Origin of the sequence: Geothrix fermentans DSM 14018 (assembly GCF_000428885.1) — a bacterium.
In the GTDB taxonomy this organism is placed as follows: Bacteria; Acidobacteriota; Holophagae; order Holophagales; family Holophagaceae; genus Geothrix; species Geothrix fermentans.
In genome coordinates, this window is the sequence record NZ_AUAU01000037.1 from 1 (window position 1) to 15,310 (window position 15,310).

Genomic DNA, 15,310 nt, shown 5'->3' on the forward strand with positions numbered 1-15,310 from the left:
GCCAACCCAAAGGCCGCGGCTGAGTTCCTGGCCGACTGGTGCGAGATGGTTCTGGAGGCTGGGTTGGAACCCATGAAGAAGGTCGCCCGAACCCTGATGGAGCATGCCGATGGCGTCCTGCACTGGTTCTGGAGCGGGTTCAGCAACGGACTCCTCGAAGGCATCAACTCCTTGATCCAGGCCGCCAAAGCCAAGGCCCGCGGCTATCGGACCACCCGCAACCTCCTCAACATCGCCTACCTCATCGCCGGCAAACTCGACTTCGCCTTACCGGTCCGCTGAGGTCCTACCCACCCAATTCAGCGAGGAACCAAATGTAGTGATGGGGGAGGCTTTACGCGAAGCCCCCAGCGTTTATGTCAACACATATGTTGCGGCACAGGCAGCGGTTCCAGCCCATATGTACGATCCAAAACTTCCAAGTCGTCTCGTGGATGATTCAGTCTGGTCCATTACCACTCCAGATGTGTTCAGGCATTACCCTCATGGGAACGAGAGTGAGCCTGTCTACTTTGATGGATTCCTTAACAAAACCAAAAACAGGATCATTAACTACTTTAATCAGGAAGACTATGCGCTCAACTTTTGGTGGCGGAATACTGAAATGACGAGGCCAGACTGGCTTTCTAAGCCATATCATATTTATGCTGAAGGCGATGGTAATGTTGATACTTATAATGCCAGCGCTGGAGATAAATTTGGTATAGTCGATAATCTCAAAACATTGACGCTTCCTGAAGACACTTTCGAAATATTTTCCTTTGCTGTTCAATCTCGTTCATGGGCCTTGGGAACCATAGGAAAAACCGATAGGGTCAATAATTTTGGAGATCATGTCGACCTGGAAACTATGGGATTCGATAATACCCACTATTCTCACAGCAAGGAGTTTCGCTCAAACCTTCCTAACATGCTCCGTTTCTGGAAGCAATTGAGAAAAGACTTCGCGTTGGATGTGATTCATCAAGGGTGGGATCAGTGATGCTACGAAGGCGCGGTTGCTGGATCTACTTACCTGTACTGAGCGGGGTTCTGCTTCTTGCTTTGTTGTCCTGTCCTGGTGTGCGATTCAACCTCCTGACCTTGAATCATCGTGTCCGCTTCTATGGAGAAGTCCGCGACCAGAACAACCAACCAGTACCTGGGGCCAAGGTCACCATCCAGTTCAGCCAAAGCATTCCTTTGGGATGGATGGGGCGAGTCACGGAGGCAGATTACCAAACCGATGCTCACGGTCGGTTTGCGATCAGATGGAAATGGGCGGAGTTTTTCACGATCAAAAATATTGAAAAAAGGGGATTCGAATATTCGATATTTGCGAATTACGATGCCATTTCATGGCGATTGAAACGAGATCCGCGGGGTAGGATTCATTTTGCAGGGACCAACATGGATCTCGTGGAACCGAGTGTGGATAAGCCTGTAATATTTGTCGTTCGCAAACGAAGTGAAATCACCTTTCTTGAGAGGGGTCAAGTGCCCATCGGATTCAAGGTCAAGGAGGCCGGGTTCACCTTCGGAGACGACATGATTCAAGGGTGTCGGATTTCACCGGATCAAATCGAAAATCCCAGCATCAACGGTGAACCCCTCTGCTGTGACATCCTCTATAAAGGTCTTTGGAATCCGAAGAACCACACCTGGTCCGTGGTGCTTTCGACCGGAACGCCGGGCGGTGGGCTGATGATCTCCGACCAGCTGCTTTATGTGGCTCCGGAAACGGGCTACCAGCCCAGCCTCACGCTGGGGCCGACTGGCGAGCCGTCCCGCTGGGAAAAGTGGGGGCAGCAGAAGCTGGCGCATCCGGGGCTTCGCTACCTCTACCTCCGCAGCCGAACCCCCTTTGTGTACGCGCGCATCGACCTGGGGGAGAATTTCGATGTGAACGACAGGCCCTTTGTTCGGAAGCCCAGCCGGGGCGAGACCTATGAATTCGGACTTACCAACGGCTATGTGATCAACCCCTATGGGGACCGGGTCCTGGACGAAGAGCCGGACCTGCCGATCGATGTGCGCCTGAGGCTGGAGCAGGAAGTGCGGACGGCCTACCGCTTCCATGTGAATGGGCGCCCTCCCAAACCGGACATTCCCAAGCTGATCAAGGATTCAGGGCGGTGGTGGTGAATGAAGAGGACCTTTTGTCAACTTTCATCCTGATGGCCATCGATCGGGAAAGAGAAAAAGTCGGGGGGAGATGAACCGCCGGCTGCGAGCGTAGGTTTGCCTTGAGGACTGGAAAGTTCAGAGCCCTCGCGAATCTCAAGGTGGAGGAGTATTGGCATCCCAATCCAGTGCCGTAGGATCCCTCCCAACCGTCACCGCCCGCAAGGACCTCAGGCATTTCCTACTAGGGCTGCATCGGGGATGTTCCCCGCTCACTCCAGATTCGCCGACTGCTCCCGGATCTGATCCAACGCGCCCTTGGCTTCCATGACGGCGCGGGTCATGGCGATGCGCTTGCACTTGCTGCCGGTGGTGTTGAGTTCGCGCAGGACCTCCTGGCACCAGACGTCGATGGCCTTGCCTTCGAGGCGGTCGCTGGCGAGGCGTTCGGCGAAGTCGTCGAGGTGGGCCGCGAGGCGGGTCAGTTCTTCGCGCACGTCCTGGCGCTCCGCGAGCACGCCGGCCTCCGCCAGCAGCCGCTCGGCGGGGAGCTGCCCGGCGAGACGGGCATCCTCCAGGAGCTGCTCGATGCGCTGGCGGTAGAGGCCGGGAAGCTCCGCCGCCTGCTGGTCTGCTTCGGCTTCGAGGCGTTCGCGCAGGGACTGCAGCCGGGCCAGTCCGTCCTCGAAGAACGGGCGCAGCCGCTCGGCCTCGCGGATCCGGCCCGCGTTCCAGATCTCCAGCAGGGCCGCCATGGCTTCGCGCACGGGGGCCTCCAGGCGCTCCGCCAGGTCCGGGTCCGGGGCCTGGAAGGCGCCGGGCACGCGGAAGAAGGCCTCCGCCGTCATGGGCGGAAGCTCCAGCCACTCGGCGTCCTCCTGCCAGCCCTTGGCGAGGGCGCGCAGCAGGGCGCGGTTCAGGCGGGGCTCCAGCGAGGGGTCATCCTGCACCTCCACCGTGAGGTCCAGCTTTCCGCGCGAGGCCGTCTCGCGCACCTGGGCGCGAAGGCCCGTTTCCAGGGCGAAGAGGGCGGGGGGCAGGCGCAGGCTGAGGTCCAGGGCCTTGTGGTTGACGCTGCGCAGGGTCAGCCGCAGCTGTCCGGCGGCCAGGGGCCGGACGACCTCGGCGAAGGCGGTCATGGATCGCATGGGAACCCCTGAGTGGCGTTGGATTTCCAGGGTAGCGCGACCCTAGGCGGAAATAATCTCCACGAAGGACACGAATACGCTCTGCGAGCGCGGAAAGGGCACGAATGGGGGAGCTGGGGACATCCCACCCCTCTTCGCGCCCTTGTCTTTTCCTTCGTGCCCTTCGTGGAGGTCTTGAGTCCCTCAGCGCTGGCTGACTTCCAGCCAGGGCGCCTCGGCGCGGCGCCGGGCCTCGTAGGCCTCGATGTCGGCCAGGTTCGCCTCGCTGCGCTTGATCTCGTCCATGCCCTCCAGCAAGGTGGCCTTCCGGGCGGGCTCGATCTCGAAGCGGAAGCCGCAGCTCGCGCCGCTCACGGTCTGGGCGGACAGGTCCACGGTGAGGGGGCCCTCCTCGGCCGCAAGCTGGGCGATGGACTCCGCGGGCAGGGACACCGGCAGGATCCCATTGGAGAAGCAGTTGTTGAAGAAGATGTCGGCGAAGCTGGGCGCGACGACGCAGCGGATGCCGAAATCCAGGAGGGCCCAGGGGGCGTGCTCGCGGCTGGAGCCGCAGCCGAAGTTCGGGCCTGAAAGCAGGATGGTGGCCTTCCGGTAGGGTTCGCGGTTCAGCAGGAAGTCCGGCAGCTCCTGGCCCGCGGGATCGTAGCGCAGCTCGTGGAAGAGGTGGCGGCCAAGGCCCGAGCGCACCAGGGTCGTGAGGAACTGCTTGGGGATGATGAGGTCGGTGTCCACGTTGGCCCGGATCAGCGGGGCCGCGGTGCCGGTGAGGGTGGTGAAGGGCTGCATCAGGCCTCCAGCAGGCGGCGGACGTCGGTGAAGTGGCCTGCCACGGCGGCGGCGGCGGCCATGGCGGGGCTCACGAGGTGGGTGCGGCTGCCGCGGCCCTGGCGGCCCTCGAAGTTGCGGTTGCTGGTGCTGGCGCAGCGCACGCCGGCCTCCAGCCGGTCCTCGTTCATGCCCAGGCACATGCTGCAGCCGGGCTGGCGCCACTCGAAGCCCGCCTCGAGGAAGATGCGGTCCAGGCCCTCGGCCTCGGCCTGCTTCTTCACGAGCCCGGAGCCGGGCACCACGAGGGCGCGGACGCCCTGGGCCACCTTGCGGCCCCGCGCGATGCCGGCGGCCTCGCGCAGGTCCTCGATGCGTCCGTTGGTGCAGGAGCCGATGAACACGGCCTGGATGCCGATGGCCTCCATGGGGGTGCCGGGTTCCAGGCCCATGTAGTCCAGGGCGCGGAGGATGGCCTCGCGCTCCTCCGCGTTGCGGGCCTGGGCGGGATCGGGCACGCGGCCCGTGATGTCCGTGACCCACTGGGGGCTGGTGCCCCAGGTGACCTGGGGCGCGAGGCCGCGGAGGTCCACGACCACCTCGCGGTCGAAGGCGGCCTCCGGGTCCGAGGCGAGGGTGCGCCAGTGGGCGACGGCGGCGTCCCAGAGGGCGGCCTTCGGCGCCAGGGGACGGCCCGCCACGTAGGCGAAGGTGGTGTCGTCGGGGGCCACCAGGCCCGCCCGGGCGCCGCCTTCGATGCTCATGTTGCAGAGGGTCATGCGGCCTTCCATGGTGAGGGCGCGGACGGCGGGGCCCGTGTACTCCATCACGCAGCCCGTGCCGCCGGCGGTGCCGATCTGGCCGATGAGGCGCAGGGCCATGTCCTTGGCGCCGGTGCTGGTGGGCAGGGCCCCCTCGAAGCGCACCCGCAGGTTCTTCGAGCGCCGCTGGGGCAGGGTCTGGGTGGCCATGACGTGCTCCACCTCGCTGGTGCCGATGCCGAAGGCCAGGGCCCCGAAGGCGCCGTGGGTGCTGGTGTGGCTGTCCCCGCAGACCACGGTGGTGCCGGGGAGGGTGAAGCCCTGCTCGGGGCCCACCACGTGGACGATGCCCTGCCGGTCGTCCAGGAGGGGGATGTAGGGCACGCCGTGGGCTTCCACGTTGGCCTCCAGGGCTTCGATCTGGAGGCGGCAGGTCTCGTCGGCGATGCCCTTCTCGCGGTCTGCCGTGGGCACGTTGTGGTCGGCCACGGAGAGGATGTTCCCGGGCCTCCGCAGGGCCCGGCCGGCGAGGACCAGGCCCTCGAAGGCCTGGGGGCTGGTGACCTCGTGGACCAGGTGGCGGTCGATGTAGATGAGGCTGGTGCCGTCGGCGCGGGTGGCCACCAGGTGCTCGTCCCAGATCTTGTCGTAGAGGGTGCGCGGGCTCATGGGCTCTTCCTTGCTGGAGCGGAGTCGGGGTGGTCGAAGTCGAGGGCGCGGATCAGGTCGAGGAAGGCCCGGGTGGCGGGCGACAGGGCCGCCTCGCGGCGAGTGACGATGCGGATGAGCTTCTCCACTTGGAGCTCGCGGACGGGGATCTCCACCACCCGGCCCTCACGAACGGCCGTGGTGGTGGTCATGCGGGGCAGGATGGCCAGCCCGGCCCCCAGGCTCACGAACTCGAGGATGGTGGCGATGGAGGCCAGCTCCATGGTGAGGCGCAGGGGCGTGTCGCAGCGGGCGAACAGCTCGATGATGGCGGTCCGGGTGGGCGTGGGCGCGTTGTGGGCCACGAAGCGCTCCTCGCCCAGATCAGTGATGCTGAGGGACTTCTTCTTGGCGAAGCGGTGCCCGGGGGGAACCACCAGCACCATGCGGTCCCGGTGGATCACCTCGCTCACCAGCTCGGGATGGAGGGCGTCGTAGGAGACGAAACCCACGTCCAGCCTGCGCTCCAGCACTTCCGTGGGAATGCGCTCCGAGGTCTGGCGGTAGGCCTGGATCTTGATGGCGGGCCAGGCCTGCTGGTAGGCCAGGAGGATCCGGGGCAGCAGGAACTCGGACACGCTCTCGTTGGCGCCCACGTTCAGGCGCCCCTGCTGGAGGCCCTTCAGGGCCCCGAAGGTGTCGAGGATCTCCTGGCGCAGGTCGAACATGCGCTGGGCCAGGGGGAGAAGGGTGGCGCCCGCGTCCGTGAGCGTGCCGCCCTTGGTGGTGCGGTCCACCAGGGTCTCGCCCAGCTCCTCCTCGAGGCGCTTCAGGGCGAGGCTCACGGCGGGCTGGGTGCGGTAGAGACGCTCCGCCGCGCGGGAGAAGCTCTTCTCGCGCGCGACCACCAGGAACGTTTCCAGCTGTCCGAGGTCCATGGACCCTCCGTCGGGAAGTGTAGGTGTTTAAGTATTACTTATGTAATCATAAAAAAAATTAAATGTATTTATGGGTTGGGGTGGAGGATCTTTGGGTGATCCCTCCGGCCCCGGCCGGTCCAGGAGCACCTCTATGGGCAGCGAGCGGATCGCCATCTTCGACACCACCCTCCGCGACGGAGAGCAGTCGCCCGGCTGCAGCATGAACCTGGACGAGAAGCTGCTGATGGCGCGCCAGCTGGAGGCCCTGGGCGTGGATGTCATCGAGGCGGGCTTCCCCGTGGCCTCGGAGGATGACTTCGCCGCGGTGCAGGCCGTGGCCCGCGAGTGCCGGAAGCCGGCCATCGCCGCCCTCTGCCGCGCCCTTCCCAAGGACATCGAGCGGGCCTGGCAGGCGGTCTCCGGCGCCGCCCGGCCGCGCATCCACACCTTTCTGGCCACCTCGGATATCCACCTGGAGTACAAGCTCCAGAAGACCCGCGAGGAAGCCCTGGCCATGATCCGCGAGGGGGTGCGGACGGCCAAGGGCTTCACACCGGACGTGGAGTTCTCGGCCGAGGACGCCACCCGCAGCGACTGGGACTTCCTCGTGGAGGTGTTCACCGCGGCCATCGAGGAGGGGGCCACCGTCCTCAACGTGCCCGACACCGTGGGCTACACGGTGCCAGACGAGTACGGCCGGCTCATCCGGCACCTGAAGGACAAGGTGCCCGGCATCGATGGGGTGACCATCAGCGTCCACTGCCACAACGACCTGGGCCTGGCCGTGGCGAACTCCCTGGCGGCGGTTGCCGCGGGGGCGCGCCAGGTGGAGTGCACCGTCAACGGCATCGGCGAGCGGGCGGGCAACGCCGCCCTCGAGGAAGTGGTCATGGCGCTGTCCGTGCGCCGGGACGCGCTGCCATACGAGACGGGCATCCACCGGGAGGCCATCACCCGCGCCAGCCAGACGCTGGCCAACATCACCGGCGTCCAGGTGCAGCCCAACAAGGCCATCGTGGGCCGGAACGCCTTCGCCCACGAGAGCGGCATCCACCAGCACGGGATGCTGAGTCACCGCTCCACCTACGAGATCATGACCCCCGAGTCCGTGGGGGCGAACCGCACGAGCCTGGTGCTGGGCAAGCACTCCGGGCGCCACGCCCTGGGCAAGCGCTTCGAGGAGCTGGGCTATCCGCTGGACAAGCCGGCCCTGGAGAAGGCCTACAAGCTCTTCACCAAGCTTAGCGACCAGAAGAAGGAGATCTTCGACGAGGATCTCCTGACCATCGTGCGCGACGGGCTCACCCAGGTTCCCGAGGCCTTCAAGCTCCGGGCGGTGCAGGCCACGGCGGGCACCGCCATGTTCGCCACGGCCCTGGTCACCCTGGCCGGCGAAGGCGGCGAGGCCACGGAGACGGCCATGGGCGACGGTCCGGTCAACGCGGTCTTCGCGGCCGTGGACAAGCTCACGGGACTGAAGGGGAAGCTGGTGGATTTTCGCGTGCATTCCATCACGGGCGGCGCGGATGCGGTGGGGGAGGTGTTCGTCCAGGTCGAGTTCGGCGGCGTCGTCCAAGGGGGGAAGGGCGCCAGCACGGACATTGTCGAGGCCAGCGCCCGGGCCTACCTGAACGCCTCCAACAGGGTCCTGTTCGTCCGCCGCTCGGCTGGCACGACCGCCGCCGGTCCCGCGGGCCGCCAGGAGGTGATGTGATGAAGGAAACCCTGCCGCAAGGCCTTGAATCCGGCGACGCCAGGACGGACATTGCCCTCCAGGCCGCCGCGCTGCCCGCCCCGCCCACGGAGGATGGGGCGGACCCTGACCAGTACCTCTGGGGAGTCTGAACGTGGAAGCCCGCATCACCCTTCTTCCCGGCGACGGCGTGGGCCCCGAGGTGGTCCGCGAGGCGGCCGTCTGCCTCACGGCCGTGGCCAAGGCCTATGGGCATCAGTTCCACCTGGAAGAGGCCCTCATCGGCGGCGCCGCCGTGGACGCCACGGGCGACCCGCTGCCGGTGGACACCCTCGCCAGGTGCCAGACCAGCCACGCGGTGCTCCTGGGGGCCGTGGGCGGACCCGCCTGGGACCGCCATCCCCGCGAGCAGCGCCCGGAGTCCGGCCTGCTGCGCCTGCGGCGGGCCCTGGGCCTCTACGCCAACCTGCGCCCCGTCAAGGTCCACCCGGCCCTGGAGGACGCCTCGCCCCTCCGCCCGGAACTGGTCCGCGGCACGGACCTGATGATCGTCCGCGAGCTGGGCGGCGGCCTCTACTTCGGTGAGCCCCGGTCCTTCTCGAGTGAGCGGGCCGTGAACACGCTGCCCTATACCCGCACCGAGGTCGAGCAGGTCGCCCGGGTGGCCTTCGAGCTGGCCGCCGGCCGCCGCCGCCGGCTGGTGTCCGTGGACAAGGCCAATGTGCTGGAGACCTCCCGCCTCTGGCGGCAGGTGGTGGATGAGCTGGCCCCGGCCTATCCCACGGTGAAGGTCACGCACGCCTACGTGGACAGCTTCGCCATGGCCCTCATCACCCGGCCCGGCGACTTCGACGTGGTGCTGACGGAGAACCTCTTCGGGGACATCCTCAGCGACGAGGCCGCCGTGCTGGCGGGTTCGCTGGGCCTGCTGCCCTCCGCGAGCCTGGGCGGCCCCGTGGGTCTCTACGAGCCCATCCACGGCTCCGCCCCGGACATCGCCGGGAAGGATGCGGCCAATCCCATTGGGACGATCCTCTCGGCAGCCATGCTGCTCCGCCACAGCCTCCACCTCGAGGCCGAGGCCAAGGCCCTGGAATCCGCTGTGGACCGTGTCCTCAAGGGCGGCCATGGCACGCCCGACCTGCAGGGGCTCAAGCACCACCACGGCACCCAGGCCCTGGGCGCCAAGATCCGCGACGCCATCCGGCCTCCCGGCGCCAAGGGCGCCCGCCTGGCCGATTCCGCCTATGCCTGGTGCGGTTCGCCCGAGGGCGCCCGCCACCATCTTTGAGTCCACGGCCCGGAACCCGACCCATGCCTCCCGTCTCCCCCCACGCCGACGCGATCCCCACCACCGTGGTAGGGCGCATCGTCGTGATTACCGGGCTGCCCGGGCTGGTGCTGCGGCTGACGGGCTAGGGGGCGGGGACGGCAGCATCCAGATCCCGGCCCCGCACTTCAGGCGGGGCCTTTTCACATCCATCCATCCCATCACGCGATTCCACGAGGTCTTCCATGAGCCGATCCGACCAGCTTCCCAGCCCCTGCGGCGCCGCCGACGACCTCACCCGGACCCAGTAGGAGAGACCATGAGCCAAGCGGGAACGCACACCGGGGCCCAGCTCATCTGGGAATGCCTGACGCGGGAGGGCGTCGCCACCGTCTTCGGCTATCCGGGCGGGGCCATCCTCCCCACCTATGACGCCATGGTGGATTTCCCCATCCGGCACGTGCTGGTGCGCCACGAGCAGAGCGCCGTCCACATGGCGGACGGCTATGCCCGGGCCTCGGGCCGCGTGGGCGTGGTGGTGGCCACTTCCGGTCCCGGCGCCACCAACCTGGTGACGGGCCTGGCCACGGCCATGATGGACTCCACGCCGCTGGTGGCCATCACGGGCCAGGTGGGCTCCGGCGTGCTGGGCACGGACGCCTTCCAGGAAGTGGACATCACGGGCATCACCCTGCCGGTCACCAAGCACAACTACCTGGTGACGCGGGCCGCGGACATCGTGCCCGTGCTGCGGGAGGCCTTCGCCGTGGCCAAGAGCGGGCGCCCGGGCCCCGTGCTGGTGGACATCACCAAGGACGCCCAGCAGGGCCGCGCGGACATGGACTGGGAGGCGGCGGAGCCCATCCGGCACCTGCGCCACCTGCCGCCCCCGCTGGACCCCGAGGCTCTGGCCCGGGCTCTGGACCTGATCCGCCACGCCAAGCGGCCCATCATCCTGGCGGGCCACGGCATCCAGATGTCCGGCGCCCGGGCCGAGGTGCTGGCCCTGGCGGAGCGGGCGGACATCCCCTTCGCCCTGACCCTGCTGGGCCTGGGGGCCGTGCCCGCCACCCATCCCCTCAGCCTCGGCATGATGGGCATGCACGGCGAGGCCTGGGTGAACAGGGCCATCCAGGAGGCGGACCTGCTGCTGGCCTTCGGCATGCGCTTCGACGATCGCGTGACGGGCAAGCTCAAGGAGTACGCCCCCCACGCCAAGAAGATCCACATCGACATCGACGCCAGCGAGCTGGGGAAGAACGTGCCCGTGGACGTGGCCATCGCCGGCGACCTGCTGACGGTGCTCCGGGCCCTGCTGCCCGACGTCCCCGTGGCGGACCGCTCCAAGTGGCTGAAGCAGATCCGCAGCTGGCGGGGTGACTCCGCCGTGCGCGACATCAAGAACCTGCCCGATGAAGGCCATCTCTACGCCGCCCACGTGATGCACGACCTCTGGCGCCTCACCGAAGGCAAGGCGGTCGTTGTGACCGACGTGGGCCAGCACCAGATGTGGGAGGCCCAGTACTACCACCATGATGCGGAGCGCAGCCTCATCACCAGCGGCGGCGCGGGGACCATGGGTTTCGCCCTCCCCGCGGCCATCGGCGCCAAGCTGGCCCGCCCGGAGGCGGAAGTCTGGGTGGTGGCCGGGGACGGCGGCTTCCAGATGACCTTCGCCGAGCTGATGACCGCCGTGCAGGAGGGCGTGAAGGTCAACATCGCCATCATCAACAACGGGTTCCTCGGCATGGTCCGCCAGTGGCAGGCACTCTTCTACGAGGGCCGCTACGCCGCGACGCCCATCCTCTCGCCGGACTTCGTGAAGCTGGCCGGGGCCTTCGGCATCCACGGCCAGCGCGTGGACACGCGGGCCGAGCTGGCCGGCGCTGTGGCCGAGGCCCGGGCCGCCGAGGGCGCCGCCCTCATCGAGTTCCGGGTGGAGCAGGAGGACAGTGTCTATCCGATGGTGCCCGCCGGTGCCGCCCTCCACGAGATGATCCGCCGTCCCAACGCCAAGGCCGGCGCCAGCGCCATCGCCGAAACCGGCTCCGACCCCGTCTGAAAGGAACAACCATGCCCCATGTGCTCGTGGTCTACACCGATGATGAACCGGGCGTCCTGACTCGGGTGGCCTCGCTGTTCCGGCGGCGGGGATTCAACATCCACTCGCTCACCGTGGGCCCCACGGAGCGGTCCCGCCAGTCCCGCATGACCATCGTCGTGGACGCGGAGGAGTCCACGGTGCGGCTGGCTGTGGAGCACCTCAAGAAGCAGGTGAGCGTGCTCGAAGTCCAGCAGCTGGGCGACCGCCCCAAGGTGGTGCGGGACCTGGCCCTCATCCGCGTGGCGGCGGGCCTCGACGTCCGCTCCGAGATCCTCCAGCTGGCCCAGGTCTTCCGCGCCAACGTGGTGGACATCGCCGGCGACAGCCTCGCCATCGAGTGCACCGGCGGCCCCGACAAGATCGACGCCCTGGTGGATGCCCTCCGGCCCTTCGGGATCCTCGAGCTGGGCCGCACCGGGGCCGTCGCCATGGCCCGGGGGATCCGGGCCTCGCCGCAGTCGCGGCCCGTGGCGGCTCCCCAGCCGGCCAGCAACCAGGCCATGTCCGTCTGACGTTCGACCCACCCCTCTCCGACCACCCACCAAGGAGCCTCCCATGGCCAAGATCCACTACGACGCCGACCTCGGCCTCATCCGCGCCCGCAAGGTCGCCATCCTGGGCTACGGCTCCCAGGGCCACGCCCATGCGCTCAACCTCAAGGACAGCGGCGTCCACGTCCGCGTGGGCCTGCCCGCCAGCTCTGCCTCCCGCGCCAAGGCCGAGGCCGCGGGCCTCACGGTCATGACGCCCGCCGAGGCCTCGGCCTGGGCGGACGTGATCATGGTGCTCACGCCGGACACGGGTCAGGCGGCCCTCTACCAGGAATCCATCGCGCCCCACCTGACGCCCGGCAAGACCCTGATGTTCGCCCACGGCTTCAACATCCGCTACGGCTGCATCGAGCCCCCTGCGGGCGTGGACGTGAGCCTCGCGGCCCCCAAGAGCCCCGGCCACCGCGTCCGCGAAGTCTTCGTGGAAGGCGCCGGCACGCCGGGCCTGGTGGCGGTCCACCAGGACGCCAGCGGGCAGGCTCTGGCGGTGGCGCTCTCCTATGCCGCGGCCATCGGCCTGACCCGGGCCGGCGTGCTGGAGACCACCTTCACCGAGGAGACGGAGACGGACCTCTTCGGCGAGAAGGCCGTGCTCTGCGGCGGCACCAGCGCCCTGGTGAAGGCCGGCTTCGAGACCCTGGTGGAGGCCGGCTACCAGCCCGAGATCGCCTACTTCGAGTGCCTCCACGAGCTGAAGCTCATCGTGGACCTGATGCAGCGGGGCGGCCTCAGCTTCATGCGCTACAGCATCAGCGACACGGCGGAGTACGGCGACTACACCGGCGGCCCCCGCATCGTGACCGCCCAGACCAAGGCCGAGATGAAGGAGATCCTCAAGGAGATCCAGGACGGCCGCTACGCCAACGCCTGGCTCGAGGAGAACCGCACGGGCCGCAAGTGGTTCGAGGCCCAGCGGGCCGCCGACCACGATCATCCGCTGGAAAAGGTGGGCCGGGAGCTGCGGCGCATGATGCCGTTCCTTGATCCGGTGGAGGTGCCAGAGCCGGCTCCGGCCGCCAAGGGCTGAGTCTGAGGCGGGAGGAGAGGCTTTTCACCACCAGGGCACCAAGCGCTGCAAAAGCAGACGTTTTGATCTTTTCCTGGTGCCCTGGTGGTGATTTTCCGCCTTTTTTGGGGATCCTGACTCCAGGTCAAATCCATGAACTCCGTCACAGGGGATTTGGCCTCACAATGGTTATTGGGAGAAAAGCCATTTCCGCTCCCCCGGAGCCAAGCATGTCCGAGTCCTTCTTCAACACCGCGTCTCTGCCGACCCTCCAGGGCTGGCAGGCACCCGGTTCCATGGATTTTCAGGCCGCCTTCCTCCGCGCCGGAGGCTGGGCGCTGCCGCGCACCGAAGCCTTCCCGGACGCCGCCAAGCTGCGGGAGCGGCTGCACGAACTGAAGGCCTCCATGCGCGAGGGCGCCCGGATCGGCCTGGACCTGCGCGGCCTCCGCGATAGCGCCGACAGCGTCATGGCCGCCGCCCGCGAGGCGGGCGTGGCCTTCCTGCTGCACACGGCGGAACTGCCCCCCTCTCTCACCATGCTGCGCCATGCCAACCTGCCCCGCATCGTGGCCGTCCAGAACGCCGAGGAGGCGGCCCAGGCCAAGGCCGGCGGCGCCTCTGGCCTCCTGGCCCGGCCGGGCCTGGTGGCGGCCCTGCGGCACCTGGGCCTGCCGGTGATGGCCACGGCCGACACCGAGGCCGAGGCGAAGCAGGCCATGGCCGACGGCGCCGTGGGCCTCCAGCCCCGCACGCCCGCGCTGCTGGACGCCTCACCGCTCGCGGCCTTCCGCGCGCGCCTCATGGCCGGCCTCGACTCCATGGCCCAGTCCCTGGTGCGCAAGGGCGCCTGCACGCTGCCCCGGCTGCGCATCCGCAACCTGGACCTGGCCTATCCCATCCAGCAGGGCGGCATGGGCGTGGGCATCTCCTGGGAGGGCCTCGCCGGAGCCGTGGCCCATGAGGGCTGCGTGGGCCTGGTGTCGGCCATCGGCACGGGCTACCACGGCGCGGCCAATCCGAAGATGCGCCTGGGCCGTCCCGACGGCACCGACTCCCTCAACCCGCCCAAGGCCCTGGAGTGGATCATCCGCGAGGCCCGGGAGCGTTCCGGAGGCCGCGGCGCCGTGGGCGTGAACATCCTCTGCGCCATCGAAGGCTACGAGTCCGCCGTGCAGGCCTCCCTGGCCGGCGGGGCCCAGATGATCGTCTCCGGCGCGGGCCTGCCCCTGGGCCTGCCGGGCATGGTGGGCGACGCGGACGTGGCCCTGGTGCCCATCGTGTCCTCGGGCCGCGCCCTCAGCGTGATCTGCAAGCAGTGGCAGCGGAAGTACAGCCGCCTGCCGGACGCGGTGGTGCTCGAGGGGCCCGAGAGCGGCGGCCACCAGGGCTTCAGCCACGACGGCTGCCTGGATCCGGCCCACACCCTCGAGAACATCCTGCCCGAGGTCATCGAGGAGCGGGACAAGTGGGGCGACTTCCCCATCCTGGTGGCCGGCGGCGTCTGGGACCACGCGGACATCCAGAAGTTCCTGGCCCTGGGCGCCTCCGGCGTGCAGATGGGCACCCGCTTCATCGGCACCTTCGAGTGCGACGCCTCGCCCATCTTCAAGGAGGTCATCCTCCGAGCGAAGGCCGAGGACATCGGCCTCATGAAGTCCCCCGTGGGCATGCCCGCCCGGGGCGTGCGCACCACGCTCCACGAGCGCATCGAGGCCGGTACGGCCCCCCAGATCCGCTGCGTGAGCAACTGCCTGTCGCCCTGCGGCCACGGCAAGGGCGCCGCCGCCGTGGGCTACTGCATCGCCGACCGCCTGGCCGATGCCATGAAGGGCGACCAGGAGAACGGCCTCTTCTTCACCGGCAGCAACGGTGCCAAGCTCCGCGACCTCATCAGCGTCCGCGATCTCATCGAGGAACTGACCCAGGATCCCGGGCTCCAGCGCGTCTACGCCTGATTCGGCCTCACGCAGAAAAGAAAACCTGATTATCGACGAGCCTCAGCCGGGAAAGATCTCCACGAAGGTTGTCAGTTGGCAGTCAAGGTCTCGGGATTCTTTTCCCTTCGGGCGGGCAAGGATCTGTCCAGCCGAGAGAGGCGCAAGGCCGCGAAAGGGACGCCAGGGACGGCTTCTGGCACGCCTTTCGCGGCCCGCAGGCTTTGCGCCCCTCCCGGCTGCGACCGTTGGCTCCGCTGTGAAGGGAAAAGCAGAAGGTGGGCTCCTCCTTCACGCGGCCTGGATCTTGGGAACCCAGTCGTGCTCGGCCTTGAGCACAGCTCGCATGAGGACAAGCAGCTTGCGCATCACGGCCCCCAGGGCTGCCCTCCAGTGGAGACCCC

General features: G+C 67.6%; 14 protein-coding genes. 10 read left to right on the forward strand and 4 right to left on the reverse strand.

From position 1 onward, the window contains the following. From G398_RS17690 to G398_RS20825, 3 genes are all read left to right on the forward strand, one after another. On the forward strand, positions 1-282 hold a 282-nt coding region (locus G398_RS17690; protein WP_043484783.1), incomplete at its 5' end, for a transposase. Between the two features lie 37 nt (positions 283-319). Next, positions 320-982: a hypothetical protein gene (locus G398_RS20820; protein ID WP_169720646.1), complete on the forward strand. Its 663-nt coding sequence runs from the start codon at positions 320-322 to the stop codon at positions 980-982. After that, positions 982-2,124, forward strand: coding sequence for a carboxypeptidase-like regulatory domain-containing protein (locus G398_RS20825; protein WP_157492379.1), 1,143 nt, complete (start codon positions 982-984; stop codon positions 2,122-2,124). The genes G398_RS20820 and G398_RS20825 overlap by 1 nt, the downstream gene beginning before the upstream one ends. Positions 2,125-2,375: 251 nt before the next feature. On the opposite strand, the gene G398_RS0110235 is transcribed toward G398_RS20825, so the two are convergent. The 4 genes from G398_RS0110235 to G398_RS0110250 all read right to left on the reverse strand — a co-directional run bounded on the left by G398_RS0110235 (position 2,376) and on the right by G398_RS0110250 (position 6,363). Further along, positions 2,376-3,251 carry a YicC family protein gene (locus tag G398_RS0110235; protein ID WP_084512448.1) on the reverse strand — a complete coding sequence of 292 codons (876 nt, stop codon included), beginning with the start codon at positions 3,249-3,251 and terminating at the stop codon, positions 2,376-2,378. Positions 3,252-3,434: 183 nt separating this feature from the next. Beyond that, positions 3,435-4,037, reverse strand: coding sequence for a 3-isopropylmalate dehydratase small subunit (leuD, locus tag G398_RS0110240; RefSeq protein WP_026853528.1), 603 nt, complete (start codon positions 4,035-4,037; stop codon positions 3,435-3,437). Next, positions 4,037-5,446: a 3-isopropylmalate dehydratase large subunit gene (gene leuC, locus G398_RS0110245; RefSeq protein ID WP_026853529.1), complete on the reverse strand. Its 1,410-nt coding sequence runs from the start codon at positions 5,444-5,446 to the stop codon at positions 4,037-4,039. The genes leuD and leuC overlap by 1 nt, the downstream gene beginning before the upstream one ends. Then, positions 5,443-6,363: a LysR family transcriptional regulator gene (locus G398_RS0110250; protein WP_026853530.1), complete on the reverse strand. Its 921-nt coding sequence runs from the start codon at positions 6,361-6,363 to the stop codon at positions 5,443-5,445. Before G398_RS0110250 ends, leuC begins: the two co-directional genes overlap by 4 nt. A gap of 133 nt (positions 6,364-6,496) precedes the next feature. Between G398_RS0110250 and G398_RS17695 the strand changes: the two genes are divergently transcribed. The 7 genes from G398_RS17695 to G398_RS0110290 all read left to right on the forward strand — a co-directional run bounded on the left by G398_RS17695 (position 6,497) and on the right by G398_RS0110290 (position 14,927). Then, on the forward strand, positions 6,497-8,059 hold the full coding sequence (locus G398_RS17695; RefSeq protein ID WP_043484786.1) for a 2-isopropylmalate synthase: 1,563 nt from the start codon (positions 6,497-6,499) through the stop codon (positions 8,057-8,059). Continuing rightward, complete coding sequence (locus G398_RS21980; protein ID WP_281173078.1) at positions 8,059-8,190, forward strand: hypothetical protein; 132 nt, start codon at positions 8,059-8,061, stop codon at positions 8,188-8,190. The genes G398_RS17695 and G398_RS21980 overlap by 1 nt, the downstream gene beginning before the upstream one ends. A gap of 2 nt (positions 8,191-8,192) precedes the next feature. Continuing rightward, positions 8,193-9,329 carry a 3-isopropylmalate dehydrogenase gene (gene leuB, locus G398_RS0110265; protein ID WP_026853531.1) on the forward strand — a complete coding sequence of 379 codons (1,137 nt, stop codon included), beginning with the start codon at positions 8,193-8,195 and terminating at the stop codon, positions 9,327-9,329. A 298-nt stretch (positions 9,330-9,627) separates the two neighbouring features. Continuing rightward, entirely contained in the window at positions 9,628-11,370 is a 1,743-nt protein-coding gene (gene ilvB / locus G398_RS17700; RefSeq protein WP_043484788.1) for a biosynthetic-type acetolactate synthase large subunit, read from the forward strand. 11 nt (positions 11,371-11,381) lie between these two features. Continuing rightward, positions 11,382-11,924 (forward strand): acetolactate synthase small subunit, encoded by a 543-nt coding sequence (gene ilvN, locus G398_RS0110280; protein ID WP_026853532.1) that lies wholly within the window; start codon positions 11,382-11,384, stop codon positions 11,922-11,924. Between the two features lie 43 nt (positions 11,925-11,967). Further along, the gene (gene ilvC / locus G398_RS0110285) at positions 11,968-12,990 is read left to right on the forward strand and encodes a ketol-acid reductoisomerase (protein ID WP_026853533.1); all 1,023 of its coding nucleotides are present in this window, start codon (positions 11,968-11,970) and stop codon (positions 12,988-12,990) included. A gap of 209 nt (positions 12,991-13,199) precedes the next feature. Beyond that, positions 13,200-14,927: an NAD(P)H-dependent flavin oxidoreductase gene (locus G398_RS0110290; protein ID WP_211229074.1), complete on the forward strand. Its 1,728-nt coding sequence runs from the start codon at positions 13,200-13,202 to the stop codon at positions 14,925-14,927. Positions 14,928-15,310 lie beyond the last annotated feature (383 nt).